Annotated in this window: 18 protein-coding genes and 2 pseudogenes; 6 read left to right on the top strand and 14 right to left on the bottom strand. The window is 74.0% G+C overall.

Features of this window, described 5'->3' with window-relative positions; translation table 11 throughout:
• Positions 1-44: 44 nt before the first annotated feature.
• The 4 genes from RLT57_RS16895 to rox form a co-directional block, all read right to left on the bottom strand.
• Positions 45-422, bottom strand: coding sequence for a DUF2516 family protein (locus RLT57_RS16895; RefSeq protein WP_311298235.1), 378 nt, complete (start codon positions 420-422; stop codon positions 45-47).
• Positions 423-565: 143 nt separating this feature from the next.
• The gene (locus RLT57_RS16890) at positions 566-1,204 is read right to left on the bottom strand and encodes a hypothetical protein (protein WP_311298234.1); all 639 of its coding nucleotides are present in this window, start codon (positions 1,202-1,204) and stop codon (positions 566-568) included.
• A gap of 70 nt (positions 1,205-1,274) precedes the next feature.
• Entirely contained in the window at positions 1,275-1,745 is a 471-nt protein-coding gene (locus tag RLT57_RS16885) for a helix-turn-helix domain-containing protein (RefSeq protein WP_311298233.1), read from the bottom strand.
• 521 nt (positions 1,746-2,266) lie between these two features.
• Complete coding sequence (gene rox, locus RLT57_RS16880) at positions 2,267-3,721, bottom strand: rifampin monooxygenase (RefSeq protein ID WP_311298232.1); 1,455 nt, start codon at positions 3,719-3,721, stop codon at positions 2,267-2,269.
• A gap of 428 nt (positions 3,722-4,149) precedes the next feature.
• On the opposite strand from rox, the gene RLT57_RS16875 reads away from it, so the two are divergent.
• Both RLT57_RS16875 and RLT57_RS16870 read left to right on the top strand, forming a co-directional pair.
• Entirely contained in the window at positions 4,150-4,785 is a 636-nt protein-coding gene (locus tag RLT57_RS16875) for a maleylpyruvate isomerase N-terminal domain-containing protein (RefSeq protein ID WP_311298231.1), read from the top strand.
• A 383-nt stretch (positions 4,786-5,168) separates the two neighbouring features.
• Entirely contained in the window at positions 5,169-6,095 is a 927-nt protein-coding gene (locus RLT57_RS16870; protein WP_311298230.1) for a cytochrome P450, read from the top strand.
• A gap of 177 nt (positions 6,096-6,272) precedes the next feature.
• Here the strand turns inward: RLT57_RS16870 and RLT57_RS16865 are convergent, their stop codons facing one another.
• The 3 genes and pseudogenes from RLT57_RS16865 to RLT57_RS16855 form a co-directional block, all read right to left on the bottom strand.
• Positions 6,273-6,614 (bottom strand): ArsR/SmtB family transcription factor, encoded by a 342-nt coding sequence (locus tag RLT57_RS16865; protein WP_311298229.1) that lies wholly within the window; start codon positions 6,612-6,614, stop codon positions 6,273-6,275.
• Between the two features lie 18 nt (positions 6,615-6,632).
• A pseudogene (locus RLT57_RS16860) lies at positions 6,633-7,480 on the bottom strand (aldo/keto reductase).
• A 14-nt stretch (positions 7,481-7,494) separates the two neighbouring features.
• On the bottom strand, positions 7,495-8,619 hold the full coding sequence (locus tag RLT57_RS16855) for a ThiF family adenylyltransferase (protein WP_311300739.1): 1,125 nt from the start codon (positions 8,617-8,619) through the stop codon (positions 7,495-7,497).
• Positions 8,620-9,017: 398 nt separating this feature from the next.
• Between RLT57_RS16855 and RLT57_RS16850 the strand changes: the two genes are divergently transcribed.
• Positions 9,018-10,364, top strand: coding sequence for a M14 family zinc carboxypeptidase (locus RLT57_RS16850; RefSeq protein ID WP_311298228.1), 1,347 nt, complete (start codon positions 9,018-9,020; stop codon positions 10,362-10,364).
• A 70-nt stretch (positions 10,365-10,434) separates the two neighbouring features.
• Here the strand turns inward: RLT57_RS16850 and RLT57_RS16845 are convergent, their stop codons facing one another.
• On the bottom strand, positions 10,435-11,490 hold the full coding sequence (locus RLT57_RS16845; RefSeq protein WP_311298226.1) for an aspartate-semialdehyde dehydrogenase: 1,056 nt from the start codon (positions 11,488-11,490) through the stop codon (positions 10,435-10,437).
• A 109-nt stretch (positions 11,491-11,599) separates the two neighbouring features.
• Positions 11,600-12,676 (bottom strand): dihydrodipicolinate synthase family protein, encoded by a 1,077-nt coding sequence (locus tag RLT57_RS16840; protein ID WP_311298225.1) that lies wholly within the window; start codon positions 12,674-12,676, stop codon positions 11,600-11,602.
• Between the two features lie 84 nt (positions 12,677-12,760).
• Here RLT57_RS16840 and RLT57_RS16835 point away from each other — a divergent pair, with 84 nt between their 5' ends.
• Positions 12,761-13,171 carry a GNAT family N-acetyltransferase gene (locus RLT57_RS16835; protein WP_311298224.1) on the top strand — a complete coding sequence of 137 codons (411 nt, stop codon included), beginning with the start codon at positions 12,761-12,763 and terminating at the stop codon, positions 13,169-13,171.
• 276 nt (positions 13,172-13,447) lie between these two features.
• Here the strand turns inward: RLT57_RS16835 and RLT57_RS16830 are convergent, their stop codons facing one another.
• Together RLT57_RS16830 and RLT57_RS16825 are read right to left on the bottom strand one after the other, a co-directional pair.
• Positions 13,448-14,182, bottom strand: coding sequence for an HAD family hydrolase (locus tag RLT57_RS16830; RefSeq protein ID WP_311298223.1), 735 nt, complete (start codon positions 14,180-14,182; stop codon positions 13,448-13,450).
• Positions 14,183-14,283: 101 nt separating this feature from the next.
• Positions 14,284-14,916 (bottom strand): hypothetical protein, encoded by a 633-nt coding sequence (locus tag RLT57_RS16825; RefSeq protein ID WP_311298222.1) that lies wholly within the window; start codon positions 14,914-14,916, stop codon positions 14,284-14,286.
• Between the two features lie 50 nt (positions 14,917-14,966).
• Here RLT57_RS16825 and RLT57_RS16820 point away from each other — a divergent pair, with 50 nt between their 5' ends.
• A complete protein-coding gene (locus RLT57_RS16820) occupies positions 14,967-15,134 on the top strand; it encodes a hypothetical protein (protein ID WP_311298221.1) in 168 nt (55 codons plus the stop codon).
• An 82-nt stretch (positions 15,135-15,216) separates the two neighbouring features.
• Here the strand turns inward: RLT57_RS16820 and RLT57_RS16815 are convergent, their stop codons facing one another.
• Positions 15,217-16,470, bottom strand: a complete 1,254-nt coding sequence (locus RLT57_RS16815) for a GNAT family N-acetyltransferase (protein ID WP_311298220.1) — start codon at positions 16,468-16,470, stop codon at positions 15,217-15,219.
• Between the two features lie 127 nt (positions 16,471-16,597).
• A complete protein-coding gene (locus tag RLT57_RS16810) occupies positions 16,598-17,188 on the bottom strand; it encodes an ABC transporter substrate-binding protein (protein WP_311298219.1) in 591 nt (196 codons plus the stop codon).
• Positions 17,189-17,487: 299 nt separating this feature from the next.
• Here RLT57_RS16810 and dtd point away from each other — a divergent pair.
• A pseudogene (gene dtd, locus RLT57_RS16805) lies at positions 17,488-17,912 on the top strand (D-aminoacyl-tRNA deacylase).
• A gap of 56 nt (positions 17,913-17,968) precedes the next feature.
• Here dtd and RLT57_RS16800 read toward each other — a convergent pair.
• A complete protein-coding gene (locus RLT57_RS16800) occupies positions 17,969-18,937 on the bottom strand; it encodes a YgfZ/GcvT domain-containing protein (RefSeq protein WP_311298218.1) in 969 nt (322 codons plus the stop codon).
• Between the last annotated feature and the right edge of the window lie 13 nt (positions 18,938-18,950).

The following is an 18,950-nucleotide window of genomic DNA, read 5'->3' as shown; positions in this document are numbered from 1 at the left end:
AACCCCCTTGGCAGGGCCTGGTAGGGCCCTGGCCGGGCTCGGTCTCAGCGGCGGCCGTTGTACGGGCCGTAAGGGCCGTCGCTGCTGCTGCCACCGCCGCCACCGCCACCGCCGCGCCGCAGCCGACCCCTGGGGCGGCCCCCGCCGACACCCGTTATCCCACGGATCGCCGGACGCACGTCCACCATGTAAACGATCACCGCGACGAGGCCGATCAGCGGCAGGATCGTGACGAGCGAGAAGAACTTCATCACCACGGCCGCCAGCCCCAGCACGACCAGCCAGAACGTCTTGCTCTTCTTGTCCGCGGCCCGGTACGCGTCCGGCCGCCGGAACGCGGCGTCGACGAACGCGAAGAGCGCGAACAGCAGAAGCGCCCAGGAGACCAGCCCCAGTACCGAGTAGAACCCTGTGATCAGCACGCCGTCCACCGCCTAAGTCGTCGCGCCGGCCGGCGCCCTTGTCTCATCCGTATCGGTCATACCCACCCAACGGGTCGGGCTCACCCAGCGTGCCCGACCCGTTCGGGTGATGGTGCCACGGCCCCGACAAGGTCCCGTCAGGGTTACTCGGCGGTCTTCTTCGTGCTCGTCCTGCGCGCGGCCGGCTTCTTCGCGGCGGCGGGCTTGGCCGCGGGGGCGCCGAGGTCGGCGGCGGGGTCCGTCACAGAGTCCGCCACAGAGTTTGTCGCCGGGTCGGTGGCCACGCCGGAAGAAGCGACATCGGGCGTGGCGTCCGGGGCGGGCTGCGGGTTCGGCTCGACCGCCACGGCGATCTCCACCACCTCGTCGGCCGCCTCCCCGCGCCAGGTCGCGACCGCGCCCTTGCCGCGCTGCGCCAGCACGTCGTACGTCTCACGCGCCCTGACCGCGTACCCGGCGGCCCGGCCGACGCCCTGGAGCGCCAGGTCCTGCACCGACTCGCTCAGCTTCTTGAAGTCGCGCAGCTCCTTCAGGTCCAGCTCGGCGAGGGTGGTGTTCAGCCGCGCCTGCGCGTCCTTGGCCTGCGCGGTGACCCGCTCCTGCACGGCCTTCGGGTCGGTGGCCCGCAGCTTCCCGATCTGGTCCGGCGCCTGCTCCCGGAGCCGCACGATCAGCCCCGGCACCTCCCGCAGCTTCTCCGCGGCGAGGTCCGCCGTACCCGCGACCGCGTACAGCGGGGTCGGGTTGCGGAGGCCCTTCACGATGTCATCGGTGATCGTCATCTCTGCCGTTCCTCCCGTACGGGGACGCGGGCCGCGTCCCGGCCGTCCGTCCCCGTCACGTTGTCGTTGTCTACCCCGTCTTCCCCGCTGTGTTCGCGGGGTCTTCCCCGTCGCCCCCACGGGCACCGCCGCCGTTGGCGCCGCCCGCTTCCGCGCTGTCCGCCCCGGCGCCGAGCGCCGCGTCCGGGCCGGTCGCCGCGGCGTTCTCCTTGCGGAAGGACTCGTAGATCTGGATGAGCACCTGCTTCTGGCGCTCGTTGATCAACGGGTCGGTGAGAATCACCGCCGGCACCTCCAGCTCACCCCGCTCCCGCGCGTCAAGGATTCCCGCCTGCACGTAGAGCGTCTCCGCCGATATCCGCAGCGCCTTGGCGAGCTGTTGCAGGATCTCGGCGCTGGGCTTGCGCAGCCCGCGCTCGATCTGGCTCAGGTACGGATTCGACACCCCGGCCGCCTCCGCGAGCTGCCGCAGACTCAGCTGCGCACCGCGCCGCTGCTCCCGCAGGAACTCCCCGAGCCCTCCCACCTTCAGCGCACCCATACCCCCTACCTTCCCCCACCCCGCTAACTTTTGCAAGCATCATGCTTGCAGCCGCTCCCACCGGGCGCGCAACCGAGGCCGCCCCGGCACCGGCGACCCCCACGTCCCACAACGGCCCTCCCGCCCCCGGGCACCCCAACGCCGGTGGGCACCCCCCTTGGGGTGCCGTTACGCCCGACGGCCCGCCCCCGCGTCCACCTGGCGCCGCAGGGTCCGCCGCCGGGTCCGCCGCTGGGTCCGCCTGACGCCCGACGTCCGGCCGGGTAGCCGGTGAGGCCGGTGAGCCGGGTAGCCGGTGAGCCGAAGGGCGCGCCGGTGTCGAAAGGGAGAGCGCGCGCAGTGAGCGAGGTACGAGCGAGTGAGCACGGTCGACCGTCGACACCGGACCCAAGCGCCCGGAGGCGAAGCAACGGCAAAAAAGGGGGACGTACGGCGCCCTGACGCCGTACGGCACCCACCCCAGGGCACCCTCACGCCACCGGGCGCCCACCCCTGGGCACCCCCACCCCCGGGGGTGGGGGTCAGGGGGTGGGGGTGCCGAACCAGGTGGGGAGGGCGTTGAGCAGGTCCCGCTGGGTCGCGCCGGTCCAGGCGACGTGGCCGTCCGGGCGCAGGAGGGCCGCGGGGGCGTCCAGGCCGGCCAGTGCCTCTAGTTCGTCGCCGGTGTCGACGACGTGGTCGACGCGGTCCGACCAGCCCGCCGCCGAGAGCCGGCCGGTGCGGTCGAGCAGCAGACCGCGGCCGGTGCGCGTCAGCTCGTAGAGCCGGCCCCGCTCCAGCTGCACGTCCCGCATCCGCCGGCCGAGCAGGTCGTGCCCCTCCCCGAAGTCGTAGCGGACCGCGACCGCGGTGATGATCCCGGTCACGTACCGGTTCACCTCCTCGAAGTCCATCAGCCGCGAGAACAGTTCGCGCAGCGCGGTCGCGCCGGGATCGGTCCCGAGCAGCGTCATCTGGGCGCGGGTGTTGTCCAGCACGCTGGCGCCGACCGGGTGCCGTTCCGCGTGGTAGCTGTCCAGCAGCCCCTCCGGCGCCCAGCCGCCCACCGCGGCGGCCAGCTTCCAGCCGAGGTTGAAGGCGTCCTGCACGCCGAGGTTGAGGCCCTGCCCACCGGTCGGCGGGTGGATGTGCGCCGCGTCGCCGGCCAGCAGCACCCGGCCGACCCGGTAGCGCTCGGCCTGCCGGGTGGCGTCGCCGAACCGGGACAGCCAACGCGGCGAGTGCGCGCCGAAGTCGGTGCCCGCGAAGGTCCGCAGCTGCCGCTTGAACTCGTCAAGGGTCGGCGCGCCCGTACGGTCCTCGGCCGCCTTGTCGGCGGGCACGATGAGGCGGTACACCCCCTTGCCCCCGTCGATATCGGGGATGGCGCCGAACCGCAGGTGGGTCCTGCGGACCTCCGCCACGACGGCGGCGACGGTCACCGGGTCCGCGGTCAGCTCCATGTCGCCCAGCAGTGTCTCGACCGTGGCCGGCTCGCCGGGGAAACCGACGCCGAGCCCCTTGCGCACCACGCTGCGGCCGCCGTCGCACCCGACGAGGTAGCGGGAGCGCAGACGCGCGCCGTCGGCCAGTTCGACGCTCACCCCGTCCTCGTCCTGGTCCAGCCCGACCACTTCGCCGCCGCGTCGGATCTCGGCGCCGCGTTCGAGGGCGTACTCGTTGAGCAGCCTCTCGGTGACCGGCTGCGGAGTGGCGAGGCCGTACGGGTGAGCGGTGTCCAGCCCGTCCGGCCACGGCTTCATGATGCCGCCGAAGAGGCCGCCGACCTGGAACTTCTCACTGGCCGCGAGGAAGCGGTCCAGCAGGCCGCGCTGGTCCATGATCTCGACGCTGCGCGCGTGCAGACCGCGCCCGCGGGACTGCCCCGTCGGCTCGGTCAGCTTCTCCAGCACGACCACGCGCACGCCGTGCAGCCGCAACTCGCCGGCCAGCATCAAGCCGGTCGGTCCGCCGCCGACCACGATCACGTCAATCATCAACAGGACGCCCGTTCAACGAGTAACGAATAACGAATGAAAAGTCAGGAGTTACGGATTTCGGGCGGCCGCCTCGCCCGGCGAGCGCCGCTGCCGCCGCCGTCGACGCTGCGGGCATCCCCCGCTCTGACACCGCCCCGCGCCACCGCACCCGGCGAATCCGCTGTCCGCGCGGGTACCGGCCGTGGCCGCCGATTCTGCGGCACGACCCGGGCCTTGCCGCAAGCCCCCCGGTGCGCTATATGTTGAGAGCGGCGAGGAAAGGACGACTCCTCGCTTTTTCCTTTTGGCGTCCGCCGTCGGACGGATACCCGCACCGTCCATGGGCCCGGGACACAGCCGCGACATCCCGCGCCCGGTCCCGGCGGAGTGGGCCGGGTGGGGGCTTCTGGCGCATAATGCCGAGAAAGTCGATCACTGGGGGACTGATGAGTCTGACCGACGCCTACCTCGGCACCGCCGCTCAGGCGGTCGCGCTGCTGGGCGCGCCGGAGGTCGCCGCCGCCTGGGAGAAGCCCAGCGCGCTGGCCGAGATGACCGTACGCGGGCTGGCCGGCCATCTCGCGTACCAGGTCTTCGAGGTCGGCTCCGTAGTGGGCGCGCCCGCGGCCGAGGAGGCCCCGATCGCGCTGCTGGAGCACTACGCCCGCGCGGTGTGGATCGACGCGCCGCTCGACAGCGAGATCAACGTCGGCATCCGGGCCAGGGGCGAGGGGCTCGCCGCGGAGGGCGTGCGGGAGTTGGTGGAGCGGGTCGGGACCGTGCTCGCCGGGCAGCGGGCGGACCTGGCCGGGCTCGACGGCGAACGGGCGGTATCCATTCCGCGGGCCGGGTGGGCGCTGAGTCTGGACGACTTCCTGGTCACGCGGCTGTTGGAGTTCGCCGTGCACATGGACGACCTCGCCGTCAGCGTGGGGATCACCGCGCCCGAGCTCTCCGACGAGGCGTTCGACCCCGTCCTCACGCTGCTGGCCCGGCTCGCCGCCCGTCGGCACGGCCAGGTGCCGTTGCTGCGCGCCCTGGCCCGGGTGGAGCGGGCGCCGTCGGCGGTCAACGCGCTCTGAGCGGGGGCGGGCCACGGGGCGGCGGTGGCCGCCGGGTGACGCCGGTGCGTACGGCTGCTCGCGGTGCGGACGCGTGCCGTACGGCCGCTGCGGGCGCGGTCGTGCGCCCGTACGGCTGATTCCGGTGCGGACGACTTCGGTACGCCGCCTCCGGTACGCCGGTCCTGCCCGCATCCGGTGAATTCCGCGACCCGGCCGCCGGCACCAGGAATTCGGACTGCCACATTTCCCGGAATCTTCGGCGGAAACAGAGCGGAGCCCGACCGGAAGAACAGGCGATTCGGCTGTCCCGCGGCGCCCGCCGGCCGTTGTTCGCACACTCTGCGAGCGGTCGGGCGGGTGCCCGCGGACGGGGGGACAACCGAAAAGAATGGCTGTGCACGATGGCAGACAGCAGCAGCACAGAGCCTCGTTTCCCGTTTCCGCAGGGCCCGTTCGGTGGCGAGCCGCGGGAGTTCGCCCAGCGGCGGGCCGAATGCCCCTTCGGCAAGGTGACGTTGCGCAGCGGCCACGAGGCCATCCTCGCGCTGGGGTACGCCGACATCGCCGCGGCCGTCGCCCATCCCCGGATGATCCGCAGCACGCTGGCCGACCCGGAGGCCCCCCGGTATGCCTATATGTCGACGGTCTTCATCTCCGAGAGCCAGCGGACCGCCGCCATCGCGGTGTTCGCCGCGTACGCGCGGGAGCTGGTCGCCGCCGAGCGCGCGGCCCCCGGGGACGGCGTCCTCAGCCACCTGGTCACCGCCCACGGCGTCGAACAGCAGCTTTCCGAGGAGGAGCTGCTCTACATAATGCTGGGCGTCATCGCCACCGGCACGGACACGGTCACCAACGCCCTGGGCCGCATCATGGTGAACCTGATGCGGGACGACCGGGCGCAGTGGAAGCAGGTCGTCGCGGGGGCGGAGGTGAGCCCGCAGGTCCTGGAGGAGCTGCTGCGGCTGATGCAGCAGGGCAACGGCGCGATGCTGCGGATGGCGGAGGAGGACGTGGAACTGCCGTCGGGGACGATCAGGGCCGGGGAGACCGTCGTCCTGCCGCTGTCGCCGGCCGGCCTGGACCCGGCGGTGTACCCCGATCCGTACGCGCTCCGCTTCGACCGCGAATCGCCGCCGCGCGCGCTGGTGTTCGGCGGCGGCGCGCACTACTGCGTCGGTGTTCACCTGGGAAAGGCAGAGCTGCAGATCGCCGTCCAGACGCTTGTCGAGCGGTTCCCCGAGGTGCGGCCGGCGGTGGCACCGGAGAAACTGCGGTTCTCCCGGGGGGATCTGCTCAGCACGCTGAAGGCTTTCCCCGTCCTCTGGTGAATTCCGCGCCCCGCCGGTGAATCGGCGTGCGCCGGCGAACTCCGCAGCGCTGCCGGGGAATACCGCCCCGCCGGCGCCCACCGGTTTTTCGGGTGTGTCCCGCGCTTCGCGGCGAGCCGCGCCGGGTGAGAGCGGAACCGTCGGTGCCTGTCCTTCACCGGGACCGGCGGGGCGTCCTCACCCGGGCTGCGCGGGCTCGGCCAGGACAAGGGCCAGCAGACCGGGGAAACACGCCTCGAACTCGGGCCGCCGCAGGCGGTTGAGGCGCCGGGATCCCCGGTCCACCTGCTCCAGCAGGCCAGCCGCGCGCAGGACGGCGAAGTGGTGGCTGGCGGTCGCCTTCGACACCGGGAGGTCGAACGTCCCGCAGGCCCGGCTGAAGTCGGGCTCGGCGGCGCAGGCGCGGAGGATCGCGCGGCGTACCGGATCGGCGAGCGCGTCGAGTGCCTCTTGCAGCGTCACCTCGGCCGGGTCGGCGTGGACCAACCCTCTGGCGCGGCGCGAAACGGTGTCAGCCATGACGGATCCCTCCTCGGCTCAACATGGGCCCGACATCATGGGCATGGTACGACGAAGGTGTCCGGTCGGCCCCGCGCTGCCTGCTCGGCCCCGCCCCGGCGAGGCTCGGCCGATCGCGTCCAGCCGGCTCAGCTTCCGCGCGGAGAGGGCGATCGCGGCGGCCCCGACGTTGTCCGTGAGGTGGTCGGGGTCGCCGGTGCCGGGGATGGCGGGGACGTGCGGGCCGCGGTGGAGGGTCCAGGCCAGGCGGATCCGCGCCGGGAGGCACCGTGCGCGTCGGCCACCTCGCGGAGCGCGTCGTCCCCGGCGCCGGGCGTGCCGCCCCGGGCGCCGCGGGCCGTCGCGGACGGGCCGCCGGCGGCGAAGAACGGGACGAAGGCGATGCCCTTGTCACCGCACTCGGCGAACAGCCCGTCGCCGCCGCGCTGGCCGAGCCCGTAGCGGTTCTGCACGCACACCACGGGGGCGATGGCGAGCGCCTCGGCGAGCTGGTGGGAGCGGACGTTGGAGACGCCAAGGTGCCTGATCAGCCCGGCCTGGCGCAACTCGGCCAGTACGCCGAAGCGTTCGGCCGGCGGCTCGGGGCCGTGCACCCGCGGGTTCACCACGTCGAGGTGGTCGCGGCCCAGTTGCCGCAGGTTCCCCTCGACCTGGCCGCGCGGCTGGTCCGGGCGCGCGGCCGGCGTCCACTCCCCCGAGGCGTCCTTGCCGGGGCCGGCCTTGGTGACGACGACGAGCCCGTCCGGATACGGGTTGCCCGGCGCGCTGTTGATCGGCTCGTGCGCCGACCGCAGCGCCGAGAAGTAGAAGGCCGCGGTGTCGATGTGGTCGACGCCGAGCTCCACCGCCCGCCGCAACACCCGCATGGCCCGTGGACAGGTCAGTTGAGGTCCGGTCGGCGTGACGGGCGCCCACCGCACGCCGGGCAGTCCGGGCGGCGTTCATGGCGCTGGATCACCGGATCGCCGAGGTCCATCAGGTTCACGCCGTAGCGGAACCCCGGTTCCATCGGCGGCACCCCGCTGAGCAGCGCCAGCGCCGCGTGCGCGACCAGGGTGCCCGACAGCGCCGCGGTGACCGCGCTCGCCGGGTTCCACGGCATCCGCGGCGAGGCGGCGTCCTCGCTCTGCCCGGGGCCCAGCCGCAGGTCGCGCCGCTCGCTCTCACCGGCCCGCTGGCACTCCCAGCAGGGCCCCTCCCCCGGCACGTGGACGCCCGCCGTCACCAGCGGGCCGCGGTAACCGCCCTCCACCCAGGGGAGGTCGAGAGCCAGGCAGACCCGGTTGGCCCAGCGCCGGATCTCCGCCGGCCGGTCCGCGCCGAGCACCAGCAGGTCGTACGGGCCGCCCTCGCCGTACGCCAGCAGCGTCATGAGGTCGTCCGGACCGCGTACCTCCAGCGGCTGGCCGGTCACCGTCACATCGGAGTTCAGCGAGCGCAGCGCGGTGACCGCCGCGTCGGCCTTGGGGCGGCCGATGTCCTTCTCGCGGTAGAGCAACTGCCGGTTCAGATTCGAGAGCTCGACCACGTCGGGGTCCACCGCGTGCACATGTCCGACGCCCGAGGCGACCAGCAGCTGCGCGGCGGCCCCGCCCGTACCGCCGACGCCGAGGACCACCACCCGGGCCCGGTGTAATCGCAGCTGCGCCTGCCACGCGCTGGCTTCGGGCTTGAGGTCCATCCAGCGCAGCAGCGCCACCCCGCGCGCGTACCGGATCGGATCGCGGTCACCGAGTTCGGGCGGCACCTGCGCCGCCGCGTCGTCCACGAACCCCGCTTCCCACAGGTCGGCCATCGCCGAGCACACCGTGGCGGTCGTCACCGCCGGATGCCGCGCGGTCACCTCGGCGGCGATCTGGTTGAGGCCGCGGCTGCCGTCCATCGTCTCGGTCAGTGTCCAGATCCAGCCGTCGGGGTCGGCGATCTCCGCGCCGATGCCGTAGATCACGCTGCCGACCCGGACGTTGCCGTCCACCGTGCGGTACGCGCGGTGCTCCGGTTTGATCCTCGGCCGGTACAGCGGCAGCCGGATCCGCGGATCGGCGGCGGCCCCCGGATCGGTGCCCGCGCCCGGCTCCGCGGCGGAGCCCGCCCTCGCGTCCGGGACGGCGGCCGAGCTCACGCCGACGCCCGTTGCCGTGCCCGTACCCTGTTCCCCGGTCCCGGTGCCGTGAACTGCCGCCACGTCAACCTCACCCCCGTCAACGTCTGCCCCTTGACACTGTCGCGGGCCCGTCGCAGCCTTGGCAAGGCGTAGGAGACCGGGGGTAATTAGCCAACTGCCCTACGCCGCAGCCGACTTGGACAGAGAGGAGATCTCGTGGCAGCCACGATTGTCATCCGTCCGCTGGACAAGAAGGAGACCACCGGCGACAGCAACTCCAACGGCACGTGACGTCGGCGATGGCCGACGCGTACCCAAGCGTCGCGGGGGTCGCAGCCGCGGCCTCCGCGTTCGCCCGTTTCCACCCGCGGTTGTGCACGCTGCGGGAGATCGGCCAGTCGCGTGAGGGTCGGCCGCTGCATGTGCTCAGCTACGGACGTGGCCGACGCAACGTCCTGGTGGTGGCCGGCCCGCACTCCGACGAACGCATCGGTTCGGCGACCGCGCTGCGGCTGGCGGAGCGGGTCGCAGCCGACCCCTGGCTGCACGCCCGCGCCGACGCCACCTGGCACTTCCTGCTCTGCCTCGACCCGGACGGCACGGTCCGCAGCGAGGAGGGTCCGGCGGTCCGCCGCACCCCCGCGGCGCACTTCCGCCACTCCTACCGGCCGCCCGCCGACGAGCAGCCCGAGTGGGCGCCCTCGATCCGCGCCGCCGACGACCAGCTTCCCGAGTCCCAGGCGCTGATCGACCTGATCGACGAGCTCCAGCCCTTCCTCCAGTGCTCGCTGCACGGCAACGACCTCGGCGGCTCCTGGATCCAGCTCACCCGCGACCTGCCGGGGCTGGCCGAGCCGCTCGGCAAGCTGTCCGCCGAACGCGACGTGCCGGTACAGACCGGCACCTACGACGCCCTCTACTGGACGGTGTCCGGGCCCGGCGTCTATGTGATGCCGGGCCCGGGGCGGCCGGCCCAGTTCGACAGCCTGCCGGAGGACGTCAACCGCTCCACCTGGATCCGGCCGCACGCCTACGGCGGGATGACCGCGCTGTTCGAGGTCCCGATGTGGGCCAGCCGCAAGGTCGCCGACACCGACCCGCACCCCGACCCGGCCCGTGCCCTGGCGGGCCTGGCCACGCTGCTGCGCCGGCAGTCGGACCGCACCTCGGTGCTGCTGGAGCAGGTGCGGCCGCTGCTGCCGGACGGCGGCGCGGCCCCGGCCCACCGGCCCTTCGCCGCCAAGGCGGGCGGCCCCGGCGAACGCGCCACGCTGCTGCGCATCGTGGAGAACCTCACCGCGATCTGCCCGCAGGTCGCCGACGAGTGGGAACGGCTGCACCCCTCGCCCGTGCCGCTCAGCCGGGCCCACCTCACCGCGCTCGACATCGCGGCCCGGCGGATCTCGCTGCGCACCACCGGCACGCTGCTGCGCCTGCTCGACTGCGTGGCCGCCGACGCGCTGCCCGCCGAGCGCCTCCCGGGCAGCGCGCAGAGCCGTGTCCGCCAGCAGTGCGAACGGCAGCTCGCCGAGTGGGCGGACGAGCTGACCGTCGGCCACGACCTGGCCTGGGTCCCGGTCTCCGACCAGGTCGGCCTCCAGTCCGAAACCGTCCTCGCGGCGTTCCGCCTGCTCACCGAGGGCTAACAGCAGGGGCTGCCGAGGGCCGGCCGGTCCCGGGGGCCGGGGTCTTGGGACCGGCCGTGGCCGCGGGGGCTCAGACGGCGGCCGCGGTCAGTTCGGCGGCCAGCAGCTCCGCCACCTGGACCGCGTTGAGGGCCGCGCCCTTGCGGAGGTTGTCGCTGGACAGGAACAGCGCCAGGCCGTTCTCAACGGTCTCGTCGACCCGGATGCGGCCCACGTAGGACGCGTCGCGGCCGGCCGCCTGGAGCGGGGTGGGGATCTCGGAGAGCTCGACGCCGGGCGCGGCGGCCAGCAGCTCGTACGCCCGCTCGACACTGATCGGCCGGGCGAACCGCACGTTGACCTGGAGCGAGTGGCCGGAGAAGACGGGGACGCGGACGCAGGTGCCGGACACCTTGAGGTCCGGGATCTCCAGGATCTTGCGGGACTCGTTGCGGAGCTTCTGCTCCTCGTCGGTCTCGAAACTGCCGTCGTCCACGATCTTCCCGGCCAAAGGCAGGACGTTGAACGCGATCGGGCGGGCGTAGACGGCCGGAGCCGGGAAGTCGACCGCGTCGCCGTCGAAGGTGAGCCGGTCGGCGTGCTCGACGACCTTGGTGGCCTGGCCGTGCAGCTCGGCCACGCCGGACAGCCCGGAGCCGGAGACCGCCTGGTAGGTGGTGGCGACCATGGCGACCAGCCCGGCCTCCTCGTGCAGCGGGCGCAGCACCGGCATCGCGGCCATCGTGGTGCAGTTCGGGTTGGCGATGATGCCCTTGGGGCGGTCGGCCAGCGCGTGCGGGTTGACCTCGGAGACCACCAGCGGCACGGCGGGGTCGCGGCGCCAGGCGGAGGAGTTGTCGACCACGACCGCGCCCTGCGCCGCGACCTTCTCGGCAAGCTCGCGGGAGGTGGCGCCGCCGGCCGAGAACAGCACGATGTCCAGGCCGGTGTAGTCCGCGGTGGCCGCGTCCTCCACCGTGATCTCACCGGCGGGCACGCTCCCCGCGCCCTCCCACGCCAGGCTCCGCCCGGCGGAACGGGCCGAGGCGAACAGCCGCAGCTGCGTCACCGGGAACTTGCGCTCGGCCAGCACCTTGCGCATGACCCCGCCGACCTGTCCGGTCGCACCGACGATTCCGATCCTCATCCGGTCTCTCTCCGATCTGGTCGCGCCCGCCGGGTGTACGGCCGGGCGGCGCTGGGTGGGCCCGCCCGTCCGAGTATCCCCCGGAGCGGGAGCGGGACGGCGGGTGATTTCAGGGGACGAGACGCGGGGCCGCCGCCGGCGCGGCCCAGGGCTGCGGGGCCGCCGCCCCGGCCGGCCGGCTCCGCACGCCTCGCCCGGCGCCCGCCACGGCCTCCGCCACGGTCACGGCCCGCGTCCCGGTCCCCAGCCCGGTCCCCAGCCCGGTCCCGGCCCGGCCGGCGGCCGGGCCGGGGCCTTCCCCCGCCACGGGTCCGGTCCCCGCCGCAGGCCCGATCCCCACCGCGGCCTCCGCCGCCAGAGCGGCGCGGAGCGCCTCGGGACTCGCCGGCAGCAGGGGCAGGCGGACGTCCGGGGTCGGTATGCGGCCGTGGGCGTGCAGGACCGCCTTGACGACGGCCGGGTTCGGCTCGCGGAACAGGGCGGCGCCGAGCCCGGCCAGCCGGTGTCCGAGGTGCCGGTCGCCGGTCGCGGCGAGTTCCGCCCAGCGGGCGGTGGCGAGGTGGGCGGAGGCCAGGACGGCGCCGTCCGCGCCGAGGGCCAGCAGGGCGGGGGCGAGGGCGTCGTCCCCTGCGAGCACCGCGAAGCCGGCCGGGTGGTCGCCGAGGAAACCGACGGTCTCCGCGTCGATGCCGCCGGTGGCGTACTTCACGCCGATCACCCCGGGTATCGCGGCCAGCTGGCGCAGCGCCCGCGCGGTCAGCGGCTGACCGGTGCGGTGCGGGACGTGGTAGACGAGCAGCGGCACGGGCCCGGCCGCGGCCAGCTCGCGGAAGTGGGCCAGCACCCCCGCTTCGCCCGGTCGGGTGAACGACGGCACGGTCACCAGGGCGGCGTCCGGTATGACGCGCGCCCCGGCCAGCGCCGCCAGCTCCCGGGCCGCCCGCCGGGTGGAGCCCGCGCCCGCGCCGACCACGAAGCGCGCGCCCCGCTCCCGGCAGACCCGCCCGACGGTCGCCGCCACCTCCGCCCGCTCGTCGTCCTCCAGCGCGGCCGGCTCCCCGGTGGTGCCGAGCGCGACGAGTCCCGAAGCGCCGTCCGCCAGCACCTGGCGGGCGAGCGCTTCCAGCGCGCGGGTGTCGACCCGTCCGTCCGGCCCGAACGGCGTGATCAGCGGTACGTGGATCATGCCGTCGAGTCTGCCCCCCGCACACCGAGTAGGTCCAGTTAAATATCCTGCATGGAACCGTTAAGTGCTCCTACACTCACGGCCATGTACGAGATATCCACTGACCCGGCCCGCCTCGACGTCCCCCGTGTCCACGAATGGCTCTCCACCGACGCGTACTGGGCGCTGGGCCGCCCGCTCGCCAAGCAGCGGGCCGCCATCGCCGGCTCCCTCAACTTCGGCGCGTACCGCCCCGACACCGGCGAGCAGCACGCCTACGCCCGCGTCGTGACGGACCTCGCCTCCTTCGCCTGGCTCTGCGATGTCTACGTGGCCCGCGAGGCCCGCGGCCGCGGTCTCGGCACCCGGCTGGTCACCGCCGTCCGCGACCACCTGACCGGGTACGGCCTGCGCCGCATCATGCTGGCCACGGCGGACGCGCACGGCGTCTACGCCAGGATCGGCTTCGAGCCGCTCGCCGAACCCGGCAAGTGGATGGTCCTCGGTCTCCAGTAGGGCCGCCGGCCCCGGCCGTACCCCTCTACGCCCCCCTGCCCTCGTCCCGGCTCCCGGCGTGCCCCGCGCCCGCGGGCCCGGCCGAGCAGCACCCGTTCCACCTCGGTACGGCCCGGCACCCGGTTCAGCCGCAGCGGCCCCGCGGCCGGGTGCAGGGCGTTGCGCACCCGCCGGTTGTCGAGCCGCTCAAGGCTCCGCGCCCCCGCACTCACGGGGCTGACTGCGTCGGCCCGACCGCGTTTCGCAGCGAACGCCAGCGGGTACGGCGACGGCTCGTCACCCGGGGCCGGGCCGTCGGCCGGGCGGCTCAACGGCCTTGGACCGCGGTGACCAGGTCCCGCATGCCGACGACCACCGGGTGCGGGTCCACCGTTCTCGGCCGCGCCACCCGGTCGGCGCTGCGGGCGTAGCCGAGGAAGGGCACCGAGCGGCCGTCGCGGCTGCCGCGTCGCCCGCCGGGTCGCCGATCATCAGGCACTCCGAGGGCCGTACCGCCAGGCCGTCGACCGCCCGCAGCAGGCAGTCGGGGTGCGGCTTCAGCAGCGCGGCGTCCACCGCGCTGCGCCCGTGGATCCGGCCGCCGAAGCAGTCGTCCAGGTCGTGTTCCCTGAGGCAGGCCCGGACCGCGGCGGGGGCGTTGTTCCTCGTGACGGCGAGCCGCCGCCCGCTGCCGGCGGCGGCCCGGATGAACACGTCGGCCGGCGGGGTCGGTTCGGCCGACCGGACGGCCGTCTCCTCCGCCTCCGCGAGCGTCTGCTGGAGCTCGGCCGCCAGCCCGCCGCGCGGGGACCGCAGGATCGCCAGCGGGTCGGTGCTCGCCAGCAGCGCGGGATCGGTCACCGGACTCCCCCGCTCGGCCAATCGGTCCCGCACGGTCTGCGCGATCTCCCCGGCCGGGTATCCCCGGAAGAGGTGGCAGACGGGCCCGTCGAAGTCCGGCAACCGGCACTTCGCCCTGGCCAGCCGTGCCCGCAGCCGGAGCAGGGAAGGTTCGTGGTACGCAGAGGTCACCGGACGAGTCTCGGCGGCCCGAAGATCGTTGGCCAGAGCGAAGCGCCGGGCCCTGGCCGCAGGTCCGCCGGCCCGGTCCGGGGCCGCGCCGGACCGCTCGTTCACTCGAAGAGCGTCACCGTCTCCGCGATGGTCCTCCACAGGGAGTCGAACCACGCCTGCGACTCGGTGACGAACCGGGACGGGTGCGAGTGCGGCCGCTCCGGGTCGTGGCGGTGGTGGAAGAGGGTGGTGCTCACGCCGGGGACGTCGTAGATCAGCTCGTGCCGGCCGTCGCCGAAGGTGACCTCGCGTTCGATCACGCGGTAGTAACCGGAGAGCGCCACGTGCTTGTTGAGGAGGCAGAGCTTCTGCGGGGGCGTCGCGGGCACCGCTTTGCACTCGATGGAGCACGTGATGTCCGGGCGGACGTCGGAGAGCCGGGTGAAGGCGCTGCGCAGGGTGATCGCGTGGCCGCGGACGAGCTGGCGGAGGCGGCGCAGGGGGCGGTCGTCGGTCAGGTCGGCGACCAGGCGGGGAAGGGCGAGGGCGGTGTCCCGGGTGGGGAGCAGGACCCGGACGTGGAGGGCGGAGGGGTTCAGCTCGCCGAGCACGACGCGCTGAAGATGCGCGGCAAGGGCGCCGCCGAGGGTCTCGGTGGTGAGGGAGCAGGCGTCGATCGTCACCTCACGCGTCTCGAAGGCCGCACGGGGGTCGCACTCGTCCCGTCCGAGGATGTACGGGACGCCACGCAACCACCCTGCCTTCAGCCTTCGCACAGCGCCACGAAGGAGGGATCGGTCCCATGCTCGCTCTCCGTTTGTGTGGATACGCGTTCGAACAGCTCGTGCAGTGGCGGTACGGCGCCGCGGGGATGCTCGCGCTCGGCTTCGTCACGTCGGGCCACAAGGCACGGAACACCACCTGCACGGCCACCGGCCTCACCGCGCCGGCACCCCTGCTGGCCCAGTAGGCGGAAGCAGGCGTACACGGCGCAAGAGACACACAGGACGCCTAAAACACAGAAGACACAGAAGACGCCGAGGGCACGGGGTTCAGAATTCGTCGGGGCACCAAGGGCGGCGGGGGGTGCGGAAGAGCGTGTCCGCGGTCCGCGCCGCTTCCGCGCGGTGCTCCGTCAGCCGCCCCAGGGCCGCCAGCCGCACCGGGGACTCGTCACCGAGGTAGAGGCAGGCCAGGTCGGCGGCGGACAGGGTCAGATCGGGCGCCGCGGAGGTCGGCGCGCAACAGGCGGCACCCGAGGCGTCCGTCTCCAGCAGGAACCGCCCGCCCGCCGGTCCCGACGGGTCCTGGACGTCGAGGACGAGCGCGGTGGGAGCCCCCGCGTAGGTACGGGCTGCCAGGGCCGCCGGGGTGTCCAGCAGCCGCGCCCACATGTGGTCCGCGTACGTCTCGGTACGGGCGGCCCGCGGGTCGCCGAGCAGCAGCGGCAACAGGTCGTCGGGAGCGCGGTGCCCGGACCCGAGCCGGGTCACCCAGTCCAGGGACAGCAGGAGCCGCCACAGGTCCCGCTCGGCGGCGGGGGTGGCGGCGATCAGCTGCCGTACGGTCGCCCGGTTCGCGGGCAGCTTGCCGGGCCACTCGTCGTCGCCGACGTCCCACTGCGCCAAGCCGTCGATCCGGCCGTCGGCGTCCCGGTGGAGCGCCTGGAACGGCTCCTTCCAGGGCCCGTTGGAGGGCAGCACCACCTCGCCGGTCGCCATGTCCCACCACCGCGGCAGCCGGTTGACGGCCCCCGGGGTGCGCGTCCGGACCCGGTCGTACAGCGCGGGGCCGGACCGCCGCACCTCGTCGAGCGTCGCCAGGTCCACCCGCCCGCCGTCGTCGGGACCGGCGTAGCGGCGGTCGAGCGCGGCCCGCGGCAGGTCGACCTCCCAGCCGGTCACCCAGGTCGCCGGGCCGAAGCCGAACCGCCCGTAGATCGGGTACTCGGCGGCGATCAGGATCGCCGCCGGCTCCCCGCGTTCCCTCGCGGCGGCCAGTTCCGCGGCCATCATCCGGCCCGCCAGCCCCCGGCGCCGGTGGGTCGAGGTCACCGTGACGTTGGTGATCGCCGAGGCCGGCAGTGTCGCGCCGCCGGGGACGGTCAGCTCGCGAGGCATGCTGCGGCACGTCGCCACGCACCGGCCCGCGTCGTACACCCCCCGACTCCGCTCCAGGTCGAGCGCGAGGCGGCGCAGCGCCACCTCCTCGGGCGCCATCGGGCCCGCGTGGTGGAAGCCGGTGGCGACCGCCCGGAGCCAGTCGGGGACGTCGGGCTCTTCCACGGTGCGGAGGTCGAGGCTCATGGCGGCACGCTATGCGCGGCGCGGCGGGCGGCGCACCCCGATAAGCGCGGGTGAGTACCGGCGAGCGCGGGTGAGTGCCGGTGAGTGCCTGGCGCGACGGCCGCCGGCGCCCGGCCGCCGCCCCCGCTCAGCCCTCCGTCAGGAGGTCGTCCACGTGCGCCTCGCCCGCCCGGTACCGCCGGGTGATCTCCGCCGAGCAGCCGTCGACCGTCTGCTGGAGCGCGCGCCTGCGCCCGGAGACCTGCTGCTCGTACCGCAGCAGTCGGCCCCTTGCCGCGTGCAGCTCCTGGTCGGTGCGCGCTTCGAGGTCGAAGAGCGCCACCTCGGACAGCATCTCCTCGGCGAGCCGCCGCACCCGCTCGGTCAGCGGCGTGCCGAGCGTGACGTGCCGGGCCGACGACCGCACCCGCGAGGGGCCGTCGGTGAGGATTTCGGAGAGCCGGTCCACGACCGGGGACTCCGCGTCGGCGGCGTGGTCGCCCGCCGGCACGTCGGCGCCCGCGCCGCCGCGGCGGGTCAGCTCGGCCCTGAGGATGTCGATCCGGCCGTGCAGCATCCGGCGCAGATAGGACAGGTCGGCCTCCTCCTGCTGGGCCTCGCGGCGCAGCGTCCGCAGCGCGGCCAGGTCCAGCGTGGCCAACTCGGGCCCGGCGGTGTCCGCGAGGGGGCCGCGGGGGGCGGGCGGTCGGAGCGGACCCGGCGCGTCGGCCTTCAGCATGCGGTGGCCCTTCCTGGTCGGCGCCGTCGTTGCCGCGGGCGCCGCGGTGGATGGTGATCGTGGTACAGCAGTGCGGAAAGTCTGTCCAGCGCCGGATGCGGTCATACCTGTCCCCTGCCCGCGACGCCCTTTCCGCCCCCTTTGATGCTGCCACCTGCCGCCGACGCACCGCAGCGACTCTGCACCCGAACGGCCGTCGCGACACATGTGCGAGGCGGCCGGGCGACGGTACGCGGCCGGGGCACGCGCCCCCTTCACCCCTGTGCCCGCCGCCGGACGGCACCCGACACAATAGGGCCATGCGAGCAGTGGCCCAGCGCGTGAGCGAAGCGAAGGTCGTCGTGGACGGGCGGACCGTCGGCGCCGTCCAGGGACCCGGGTTGTGCGTCCTGGTGGGGGTGACGCACGACGACACCAAGGAGAAGGCCGCCGCGCTGGCCCGCAGCTGTGGACGCTGCGGATCCTGCCGGAGGAGCGCTCCTGCTCGGACATCGACGCGCCGCTGCTCGTCATCAGCCAGTTCACGCTTTACGGTGACGGCCGCAAGGGTCGCCGTCCGACCTGGAACGCCGCCGCGCCGGGCCACCTCGCCGAGCCACTGGTCGACGAGGTCGTCGCCCAGCTCCGGGCGCTGGGCGCGACCGTCGAGACCGGGGTCTTCGGCGCGGACATGAAGGTGTCGCTGACCAACGACGGCCCCTTCACGCTCGTGGTGGACCTCTAGGGTCTGTCGTTCGGATCGCCGCGCAGATCCACACGGCAGGCCCTGGCCACCGCCCCTTAGGGCGCCACCACCGTCTCCTGCGCCGCCGCCGTCTCCTCGGCCAGCAGCGTCGCCCCCTCCGGGGTGTTCCGCTTCACCAGTGCCAGCGCGATCGGGCCCAGCTCCCAGTGCCGGGCCGAGGACGTGATGAAGCCGACCGCGCGCCCGTCCGCGCCCTCCTCGGCGATGCGCACCGGGGCGCCGTGCGCGGGCAGGTGCACCTCGCTGCCGTCCAGGTGCAGGAAGACCAGCCGGCGCGGCGGACGTCCCAGGTTGTGGACCCGGGCGACCGTCTCCTGCCCGCGGTAGCAGCCCTTTTGCAGGTGCACCGCGGAGTCCAGCCAGCCCAGCTCGTGCGGGATCGTCCGGTGGTCGGTCTCCAGGCCCAGCCGCGGCCGGTGCCCCTCGATCCGCAGCGCCTCGTACGCGAGGACGCCGATCGCCGGTCCGGACGCGGCGGCGAAGGACTCCAGCCGGTCGCGGGGCACGAAGACGTCCCGGCCGTACGCGGTCTCCCGCACCGGCCACTCGGCGGGCACGGCGGTGATGGAGCCGGCCGGCAGGAAGACCACCGCGTACCGGTCGGTGGCGTCCGCGATGTCCACCCGGTAGAAGAACTTCATGCTTTCCAGGTAGCCGAGCAGCGCTTCCTCGGTGCCGGGTTCGACGTGCATCCAGGTGGTGGCGCCGTCGTCCACCAGGTAGAGGGCGTGCTCGATGTGGCCGTGCGCCGAGAGGATCAGCGACTCGGTCGCAGTCCGCGGCGCGAGGTTCTCCACATGCTGGGTGAGCAGCAGGTGCAGCCAGGCGAGCCGGTCCGCGCCGCCGACCGTCACCACACCGCGGTGCGACAGGTCGACGAACCCGCTTCCGCCGGCGAGCGCGCGCTGCTCGCGGAAGAGGTCGCCGTAATGCGCGGCGACCCCCTCGTCAGGGCCTTCTGCGGGGACGGCGCCGTGCAGCGACAGCAAAGGGCTCTTCGTCATGCCGTCAAGCGTA

Source organism: Streptomyces sp. ITFR-21, assembly GCF_031844685.1.
Taxonomy (GTDB): domain Bacteria; phylum Actinomycetota; class Actinomycetes; order Streptomycetales; family Streptomycetaceae; genus Actinacidiphila.
Note: the sequence above shows the minus strand (reverse complement) of the source record. Positions and strands in the feature narration are given on the sequence as shown.

Bases quoted from the DNA above. Each gene is read 5' to 3' on its own strand.
- RLT57_RS16890 (WP_311298234.1), bottom strand. From the start codon at position 1,204: ATGACGATCACCGATGACATCGTGAAGGGCCTCCGCAACCCGACCCCG.
- RLT57_RS16885 (WP_311298233.1), bottom strand. From the start codon at position 1,745: ATGGGTGCGCTGAAGGTGGGAGGGCTCGGGGAGTTCCTGCGGGAGCAG.
- rox (WP_311298232.1), bottom strand. From the start codon at position 3,721: ATGATTGACGTGATCGTGGTCGGCGGCGGACCGACCGGCTTGATGCTG.
- RLT57_RS16875 (WP_311298231.1), top strand. From the start codon at position 4,150: ATGAGTCTGACCGACGCCTACCTCGGCACCGCCGCTCAGGCGGTCGCG.
- RLT57_RS16870 (WP_311298230.1), top strand. From the start codon at position 5,169: ATGGCAGACAGCAGCAGCACAGAGCCTCGTTTCCCGTTTCCGCAGGGC.
- RLT57_RS16865 (WP_311298229.1), bottom strand. From the start codon at position 6,614: ATGGCTGACACCGTTTCGCGCCGCGCCAGAGGGTTGGTCCACGCCGAC.
- RLT57_RS16850 (WP_311298228.1), top strand. From the start codon at position 9,018: ATGGCCGACGCGTACCCAAGCGTCGCGGGGGTCGCAGCCGCGGCCTCC.
- RLT57_RS16845 (WP_311298226.1), bottom strand. From the start codon at position 11,490: ATGAGGATCGGAATCGTCGGTGCGACCGGACAGGTCGGCGGGGTCATG.
- RLT57_RS16840 (WP_311298225.1), bottom strand. From the start codon at position 12,676: ATGATCCACGTACCGCTGATCACGCCGTTCGGGCCGGACGGACGGGTC.
- RLT57_RS16835 (WP_311298224.1), top strand. From the start codon at position 12,761: ATGTACGAGATATCCACTGACCCGGCCCGCCTCGACGTCCCCCGTGTC.
- RLT57_RS16820 (WP_311298221.1), top strand. From the start codon at position 14,967: ATGCTCGCTCTCCGTTTGTGTGGATACGCGTTCGAACAGCTCGTGCAG.
- RLT57_RS16815 (WP_311298220.1), bottom strand. From the start codon at position 16,470: ATGAGCCTCGACCTCCGCACCGTGGAAGAGCCCGACGTCCCCGACTGG.
- RLT57_RS16810 (WP_311298219.1), bottom strand. From the start codon at position 17,188: ATGCTGAAGGCCGACGCGCCGGGTCCGCTCCGACCGCCCGCCCCCCGC.
- RLT57_RS16800 (WP_311298218.1), bottom strand. From the start codon at position 18,937: ATGACGAAGAGCCCTTTGCTGTCGCTGCACGGCGCCGTCCCCGCAGAA.